General features: G+C 58.7%; 10 protein-coding genes. 6 read left to right on the plus strand and 4 right to left on the minus strand.

The features are described from left to right. A partial coding sequence (locus WAO69_RS12235; protein ID WP_422179487.1) for a mechanosensitive ion channel family protein occupies positions 1-558 on the plus strand: 558 nt, incomplete at its 5' end. Positions 559-680: 122 nt separating this feature from the next. On the opposite strand, the gene WAO69_RS12240 is transcribed toward WAO69_RS12235, so the two are convergent. Further along, the gene (locus tag WAO69_RS12240) at positions 681-857 is read right to left on the minus strand and encodes a hypothetical protein (RefSeq protein ID WP_422179491.1); all 177 of its coding nucleotides are present in this window, start codon (positions 855-857) and stop codon (positions 681-683) included. Between the two features lie 124 nt (positions 858-981). Then, entirely contained in the window at positions 982-1,236 is a 255-nt protein-coding gene (locus tag WAO69_RS12245; protein ID WP_422179493.1) for a hypothetical protein, read from the minus strand. Between the two features lie 156 nt (positions 1,237-1,392). Between WAO69_RS12245 and purL the strand changes: the two genes are divergently transcribed. The 4 genes from purL to grxD all read left to right on the plus strand — a co-directional run bounded on the left by purL (position 1,393) and on the right by grxD (position 4,464). Further along, positions 1,393-3,552: a phosphoribosylformylglycinamidine synthase subunit PurL gene (gene purL, locus WAO69_RS12250; protein ID WP_422179495.1), complete on the plus strand. Its 2,160-nt coding sequence runs from the start codon at positions 1,393-1,395 to the stop codon at positions 3,550-3,552. 66 nt (positions 3,553-3,618) lie between these two features. Further along, complete coding sequence (locus WAO69_RS12255) at positions 3,619-3,855, plus strand: BolA/IbaG family iron-sulfur metabolism protein (RefSeq protein ID WP_422179497.1); 237 nt, start codon at positions 3,619-3,621, stop codon at positions 3,853-3,855. A gap of 4 nt (positions 3,856-3,859) precedes the next feature. Further along, complete coding sequence (locus WAO69_RS12260) at positions 3,860-4,105, plus strand: hypothetical protein (protein ID WP_422179499.1); 246 nt, start codon at positions 3,860-3,862, stop codon at positions 4,103-4,105. Beyond that, positions 4,102-4,464, plus strand: a complete 363-nt coding sequence (gene grxD / locus WAO69_RS12265) for a Grx4 family monothiol glutaredoxin (RefSeq protein ID WP_422179501.1) — start codon at positions 4,102-4,104, stop codon at positions 4,462-4,464. Before WAO69_RS12260 ends, grxD begins: the two co-directional genes overlap by 4 nt. Before the next feature lie 130 nt (positions 4,465-4,594). Here the strand turns inward: grxD and WAO69_RS12270 are convergent, their stop codons facing one another. Both WAO69_RS12270 and WAO69_RS12275 read right to left on the minus strand, forming a co-directional pair. After that, positions 4,595-4,993 (minus strand): cell division protein ZapA, encoded by a 399-nt coding sequence (locus tag WAO69_RS12270; protein ID WP_422179503.1) that lies wholly within the window; start codon positions 4,991-4,993, stop codon positions 4,595-4,597. After that, positions 4,993-5,496 carry a hypothetical protein gene (locus WAO69_RS12275; protein ID WP_422179505.1) on the minus strand — a complete coding sequence of 168 codons (504 nt, stop codon included), beginning with the start codon at positions 5,494-5,496 and terminating at the stop codon, positions 4,993-4,995. The genes WAO69_RS12270 and WAO69_RS12275 overlap by 1 nt, the downstream gene beginning before the upstream one ends. Positions 5,497-5,734: 238 nt before the next feature. Here WAO69_RS12275 and tkt point away from each other — a divergent pair, with 238 nt between their 5' ends. Beyond that, complete coding sequence (tkt, locus tag WAO69_RS12280; RefSeq protein ID WP_422179507.1) at positions 5,735-7,756, plus strand: transketolase; 2,022 nt, start codon at positions 5,735-5,737, stop codon at positions 7,754-7,756. Positions 7,757-7,842 lie beyond the last annotated feature (86 nt).

Raw genomic sequence — 7,842 nt, forward strand, 5'->3', positions numbered from 1 at the left:
ATCGATGATGCCTTCCGCGTTGGCGAATATGTCGACATCGACGGCACCATGGGAGCGGTCGAAAAAATCTCGATCCGGTCGATGCAATTGCGCCATCACCGTGGCGCGGTGCACACGATCCCATATGGCGAGATTCCCAAGCTGACGAACTTTTCGCGTGACTGGGTCATCATGAAGCTGAAATTCACAGTTCCGTTCGACACCGATCCCAACAAGATCAAGAAGATCTTCAAGCGCATCGGTGCCGAAATGATGGAAGATCCGCTTTACAAGGATGATTTCCTGCAGCCCTTCAAAAGCCAGGGTGTGTTCGATATCGACGATGTCGGCATGGTGATCCGGGGCAAGTTCATGACCAAACCGGGCAAGCAGTTCATGATCCGCAAGGAAATCTTCAACAAGGTCAAAGCCTATTTCGAAGAGGCCGGCATCGAGTTCGCCCGCCGCGAAGTGCGCGTGGCTCTGCCCGGCCATGATGCCGAACATGAGCTGAGCGAGGTCGATAAGGCGACTATCGCCGCCGCCGCGGCTCAGAACGAGCAGCCCAACCCGGCATGAGGCCCAGCCATGCAAAAGGGGCCGCGCCAGTCTGCGCAGCCCCTTTTCTCAGGCCATTTTTTTCGTCATGCCATGCCCGCCTGGCCAATAACCATGTCGGTCCGACAGATTGATGTCCCGGCTCAGCCCATGTCCGCCTTGGCTCGGGCGCGCAGACGCTCTTCGATGCCGTCGCGCGACAGCGCGGATTTCGGCCCACCCTTGAGGCGGTTCTTTTCCGTGACCCGCGCGCTGATATAGGCGAAGGCCGCAACAAATCCCAAAGTTCCGAAAGTCAGTATTCCAAGTCCGAAGTCCATGGTCGTCTCCTTTCTGATACCATGAAAGGGATACGCAGGATACATCATTTGGATCACGACAGTTTCTGAAAAAATGCAATTCTTTCATAAGCATACAAAGGTATGCCAAAAATGCGCATTCAGATCATGCGATTAGCGCGATCACCCCGAGCCAGAAAATCGCAATGCCGATCAGGCCGAATTGCGCCGCAAAAAAGCTCACCAGTGCCAGCAATGTCAGCGCCCCGAGGGTAAAAGCCACCTGAAGACGATATGGCAGATCGGCAATCTGAGCTGCCACCTCATTGCTGTCACGCCCTGGCCACAGCCCACCCAACAGAGCCGAAGCCACATCCCTGCATCGGATCGCAACGGACCGGGTCAGCGAAGATGTTGCCATGGTCACACCTCGAAAATGGCTACGTTGGCTATAGGTTTGCGTACAAATGTATACCTAACATATATGTTTGACCGAGTCCACGGCATTTGTCCCCCTTTCCCCCGCGCGGCGAAGCGGATAAAGACAGCCGCATCTGCCACAGGGGATGTTTGAGAGATGCAGGAACCGGCGATTACATCAGATCTGATTTCCGCCCACGGGCTGAGCCGCGATGAATATGATCTGATCCTGCAGATCATCGGTCGTGAACCCAGCTTCACGGAACTCGGCATCTTCTCGGCAATGTGGAACGAGCATTGTTCCTATAAATCATCCAAGAAGTGGCTTCGCACCCTGCCCACCACCGGGCCTCAGGTCATCTGTGGCCCCGGCGAAAATGCCGGCGTGGTCGATATCGGTGACGGACAGGCAGTGGTGTTCAAGATGGAAAGCCACAACCACCCATCCTACATCGAACCGTTCCAGGGTGCAGCCACCGGCGTCGGCGGCATTCTGCGCGATGTCTTTACCATGGGCGCGCGTCCCGTGGCCTCGATGAACGCCCTGTCCTTTGGAGAGCCATCCCATCCCAAGACCCGGCAACTGGTCAATGGCGTGGTCGAGGGCATCGGTTCATATGGGAACTGCTTTGGTGTGCCCTGTGCAGGTGGAGAAGTGCGCTTTGATCCGGCCTACAATGGCAACTGCCTTGTGAATGCATTTGCCGCCGGATTGGCGGATGCCGACAAGATCTTTTACTCAGCCGCCTCGGGCGTCGGCATGCCGGTGGTTTATCTTGGCGCAAAGACCGGTCGCGACGGTGTGGGTGGGGCTACCATGGCATCGGCCGAATTTGACGACACGATCGAGGAAAAGCGCCCCACGGTTCAGGTCGGTGACCCATTCACCGAAAAACGCCTGATGGAGGCCACGCTGGAGCTGATGCAGACCGGTGCCGTGATCTCGATTCAGGATATGGGCGCAGCCGGGCTGACCTGTTCTGCGGTGGAAATGGGTGACAAGGGCGATCTGGGTGTGCGCCTCGATCTCGAAAAAGTGCCGGTGCGCGAAGAGGCCATGACAGCCTATGAAATGATGCTGTCGGAAAGCCAGGAGCGCATGCTCATGGTGCTGCGCCCGGAAAAGGAAGCCGAGGCCAAGGCCGTGTTTGACAAATGGGACCTCGATTTCGCAATCGTTGGCGAGACAATCGCAGAAGACCGTTTCCTCATCATGCTGAATGGCGAGATCAAAGCCGACCTGCCGCTCAAGGCGCTGTCGGGCAATGCCCCGGAATATGATCGCCCCTGGGAGGAAACGCCAGCTGCGGAGCCGCTTGGCGATGTGCCGCACATTGACCCGATCGATGCGCTCAAAGGCTTGATCGGCTCGCCCAATTATGCTGCCAAGCAATGGGTCTATGAGCAATATGACACCATGGTCATGGGCGACAGTGCCCGCACACCGGGCCTTGGTGCCGGGATCATCCGCGTGCATGGCACCCAAAAGGCGCTGGCCTTCACCTCGGATGTGACCCCCCGCTACGTCAAAGCCAACCCCATAGAGGGCGGCAAACAGGCCGTTGCCGAAGCCTATCGCAACCTGACCGCGGTCGGAGCCCGCCCGCTTGCCAGCACGGATAACCTGAATTTCGGCAATCCCGAGAAGCCTGCGATCATGGGCCAGTTCGTCGGTGCGATCAAAGGTATCGGTGAAGCCTGCGCTGCCCTGGACATGCCGATCGTGTCAGGGAATGTCTCGCTTTACAATGAAACCGACGGCCAGGCGATCCTGCCCACACCGACCATTGGAGCCGTGGGCCTTCTGGAAAGCACGGACGAGATCATCGGCAGTGACGTGCGTGAGGGTCACGTGATCCTTGTAGTCGGCGACACCATGGGCCATCTGGGCCAGTCTGCCCTTCTGGCCGAGGTTCTGGGACGGCGCGATGGCGATGCCCCCCCGGTCGATCTGGACGCCGAAAGACGCAACGGTGAATTCATCCGTGCCAATCGCGACCTGATCAAGGCCTGCACTGATCTGGCTGATGGCGGTCTTGCATTGGCCGCTTTCGAGATGGGCGAGGCCGCAGGCGTCGGGGTGAGCCTTGATGCCGAAGACATGCCAACGCTTTTTGGTGAAGATCAGGCGCGCTATCTTATCGCGTGCAACTTTGATCAGGCCGAAGCGCTCATGGTGCGTGCCGGCAATGCCGGTGTGCCGGTTTCCAGCGTGGGACGCTTTACTGGGTCAACCGTGCGATTTGGATCCTCCGAGGCCCCGCTGTCTGATTTGTCCCACCTCTATCGCACCGCCTTTGCCGCCATGGTGGCCTGACGCTCTCTTGCACAGAACCTACAGTGGGATTACATCTTTGGAAAAGACCAAGCCCGGAGCCCGCTCATGCCGATGCACGCCCACCAGATAGAAGACTTGTTGCGCGAATCCTTTCCCAAGGCACAGATCACCGTGAATGGTGATGATGGCGTTCATATGTCCGCCATGGTCATTGACGAAAGCTTTCGAGGAAAGAATCGTGTCCAGCAACAACGCGCCGTATATGCCGCCCTCAAGGGCAAGATGGACGGGGCCAACGGAGAGCTTCACGCGCTGGCGCTGACCACAAAGGCACCAGATTGATCGAATGGATATCGTGGCCATAATCCTGCTGTCTCTGGCGATCGTTCTGGTATCGGTCATCAGCGGAGCAATGGCACTTAAACGCACACGCGGCACCGAACGCGGCAGCCTGCCCGGCAAGGGCGACCACGTGATCGAAGCCAATTACAGCTCGGGTGCGGGTGGAGGTGGGCACAGCACCACCTACAAAATCCCCCGCGATCCGCAGGAATACGCAAAAAGATTCGTCCCAAGGGAGAAACGGAAATGACTGACGCAGCGACCAGGATTCAGGAAACCAACAGCGCAAATGATGTGGTTCTTTACATGAAAGGGACCAAATCAATGCCCCAATGCGGCTTTTCCAGCCGGGTGGCGGGTGTGCTGAATTACATGGGTGTGGAATTCGCTGATGTGAACGTGCTGACGGATGAAGAATTGCGTCAGGGCATCAAGGATTTCTCGGATTGGCCGACCATTCCCCAGCTTTACGTCAAAGGCGAATTCGTTGGCGGATGTGACATCATCACCGAAATGACGATGTCGGGCGAACTGGATCAGTTGTTTGAAGAAAACGGCGTGGCCTATGACAAGGAGGCCGCCAACAAGATCCGCGAAGCCAACGCCTGATTTTTCCTATACAGACTGAAAGCGGCCAGCCTTTGAAAAAGGGGCTGGCCGTGTTCATTGGGGGCTCTGCCCCCGTCCTTTCAGGACTCCCCCGCCGGTATTTTCGGCAAGAAGAATGGAGGGGCGGTCTTTAACTTCCTGCCGCTTTTTCTTCGACAGAGGCCGCAAGCGCCTCGGCGCGGGCGGCAAGTTCGGCAAGCGTGTCGGTGACAGATTGCGGAACCACGGGAACTTCGATGCGCTCGGGTGCCGGGGCCGGTGCGGATTTCAGGTTGTCGATCTCGGCGTCGCGCTCGGCGAGCTTGCCTTCGATGACTTTGATCTTGTCTTCGACCGCGGCGGTCTTGTCGGCCAGCAACAGGCCCGCCATCAGCAGCATGCGCGCTTCGGGCATGCGCCCGATCTGATCCGACAGCACCTGGGCTTCGTCATCCAGCATCTTGGCTGCGGATTGCAGAAACTGCTCCTCGCCCTCCTGACAGGCCACCTGAAACGAACGTCCGCCGATATGAATGGTCACTTCGGGCATTATGTGTCCTCCCCTGCCGGCAGATCGCGGGCATTGTCCAGAAGCGGCAAGAGTTGATCCATGATTGCGCTGGCCTCGGCCATATCCGTGGCGCGGGTTGCGCGCAGGCTTTCGAGTTCGGCCAGCATGGCGCTATTGATCAGATGGGGTTCACCCACACCGGCCTCATTTGCCTCACGCAGGGCTGCATTGCTGGCGCGCAGCTGATCATTGGCCTTGCGCAGGCGCTGGAGTTCGCTGTCGAGAGCCGCAAGCCGGTCAGGGCCTGCGCTGTCAGCGGCAGGTTTGGCTGCCTCAAGCTCGGCGGCATGTGCCGCCTTGAGCTTCTTGATGCGCTCTTCGAGCTGTGCCGTGACAATCTTTTCCTCGTCCAGCGCAGTGCGCAGCGCGTCAAGTTCACTGCTATCCACGGCGACCGGCTGACTGGAGAGCGCCTCGACGCCCTGTCCTATCCGGTCCATTGCCGTCATGATACGGCTCTGCAACTCTTCTATGTCACTCATGCCCTGTCCCTATGCCCCGGTTGTCCTGTTGATCGGATCTCTGCGCGTCCCCTGGTCGAATCACGGCACGCATAGCACGAACCATAGTCTACCCAATGACGGAGGAAAATGCGCGCCCCTTTGCTTTCAATGACTTGAACGGCTGGCTTCATCCTGAGGCTCTGGCGGCGCTTGATCTTTGGCCCCCGGCTGATATTGAGCGCCCAATGCCTGCCATCACCCAAAGGAAGACAAGCCCGTGGATCTGACCGCCCTGCGCACCGCACACCCCGATCATTGGTTCAAAGCCACCGCCATCCGCGCTCTGACGCTGGATGCGGTCGCAGCCGCGAATTCCGGCCATTCCGGCATGCCGATGGGCATGGCCGATGTCGCAACGGTGCTCTACGAACACCATCTGAAATTCGACGCTTCGGCACCGCATTGGCCAGATCGCGACCGGTTCATTCTGTCGGCCGGCCATGGCTCGATGCTGCTTTACTCGCTGCTGCATCTGACCGGCTATGCGGATATGACGCTTCAGCAGTTGAAGGACTTTCGTCAATGGGGTGCGCGTACGGCCGGGCACCCGGAATATGGCCACGCCTCTGGAATTGAGACGACCACTGGCCCTCTGGGCCAGGGCATTGCCAATGCCGTGGGATTTGCCATGGCTGAAGAGATGCAGCGCGCCCATTACGGCAAGAAGATCGTCGATCATTACACCTATGTGATCGCAGGCGACGGCTGCCTGATGGAGGGTGTGAGCCAGGAAGCCATCGGCCTTGCAGGACGTCAGGAACTCTCGCGGCTGATTGTCTTCTGGGACAACAACAACATCACGATCGACGGGACTGTGGATATTGCAGATCGCACCGATCAGGTCGCCCGCTTCCGCGCCTCGGGATGGGATGTTCAGGAGATCGACGGGCACGACCCCGTGGCCATCGACGCGGCCATAACGGCGGCAAAGAAAACCGCGCAACCCAGCATGATCGCCTGCAAGACCCATATCGCCCTGGGCCACGCGGCGCAGGATACCGCAAAAGGCCACGGCGCGTTGACCGATCCGGCACAGTTGCTGGAGGCCAAGGCAGCCTATGGCTGGACATGGTGGCCATTTGAAATCCCTGGCGATGTCAAATCACAATGGGAAGCCATCGGAAGCCGCGGCACGACAGCCCGCGCAGACTGGGAGGCGCGCTTCGCGGCACTCTCGGCCAACCGGCAAGCCCAGTTCACGCGCATCTATAACCGCGACGTCCCAAAGCGGCTTTCAGCGACAATCCGTGCGCTGAAAAAACAGATGAGCGAAACAGCTCCCAAACTGGCCACCCGCACAAGTTCGGAAAACGTACTGGAAGTGGTCAATCCGATCATGCCCGAAACCGTTGGCGGATCGGCGGACCTGACCGGATCCAATAACACCAGGACCGCAGATCTGGGCATCTTCAGCCCAGAGAACCGCAAGGGACGCTATGTCCACTACGGCATCCGTGAACACGGGATGGCGGCAGCCATGAATGGCATGGCCCTGCATGGTGGAGTGCGTCCTTATGGCGGAACCTTCATGTGTTTCACGGACTATGCCCGCCCATCCATGCGGCTGGCGGCCCTGATGAAGATCCCCACGGTGTTCGTGATGACCCATGACAGCATTGGTCTGGGTGAAGACGGGCCGACGCACCAGCCGGTCGAACATCTGGCCATGCTGCGCGCGACGCCCAACATGTATGTGTTCCGCCCGGCAGATTCGATTGAAACCGCCGAGGCATGGGAATTGGCGCTGACGGCCAAGGAAACGCCTTCGGTGTTGTCTCTTACCCGTCAGGGCGTGCCCACAGTACGCACAGATCACAAATCCAAGAACCTGACCGCGCAAGGGGGCTATGTACTCAAGGACGCCCATGCCAAGCGTCAGGCGATCCTTTTGGCCACCGGCTCGGAAGTCTCGATTGCCATGACGGCGCGCGATATGCTTGAGGCCGAAGGCATAGGCACCCGCGTTGTCTCGATGCCCTGCTGGGAGCTCTTTGAGGAACAGGACGAAGCCTATCGCAAACGCGTGCTGCCCGGTGGCCCCGTGCGCGTCGCAATCGAGGCCGGTATCCGCTTTGGCTGGGATCGCTGGCTTTTTGGAGAGCGCGGGCGTCGCGAAAAATCCGGCTTCATCGGTATGCATGACTTTGGAGCCTCGGCTCCGGCAGACGTGCTCTATAAGGAATTCGGGATTACCCCTGAAGCCACGGTGGCCAAAGTCAAAACACTGTTGGGCCTGTAACCAGAGCGAGCACTTGGGTATTTGCAACCAGAAAGACATGACAGCATGAAAAACTGCTTCTTTCTGGTCCAAAATACCCCGGGGAG

The organism is Aestuariivita sp. (assembly GCF_049276915.1).
Lineage (GTDB): Bacteria > Pseudomonadota > Alphaproteobacteria > Rhodobacterales > Rhodobacteraceae > Aestuariivita.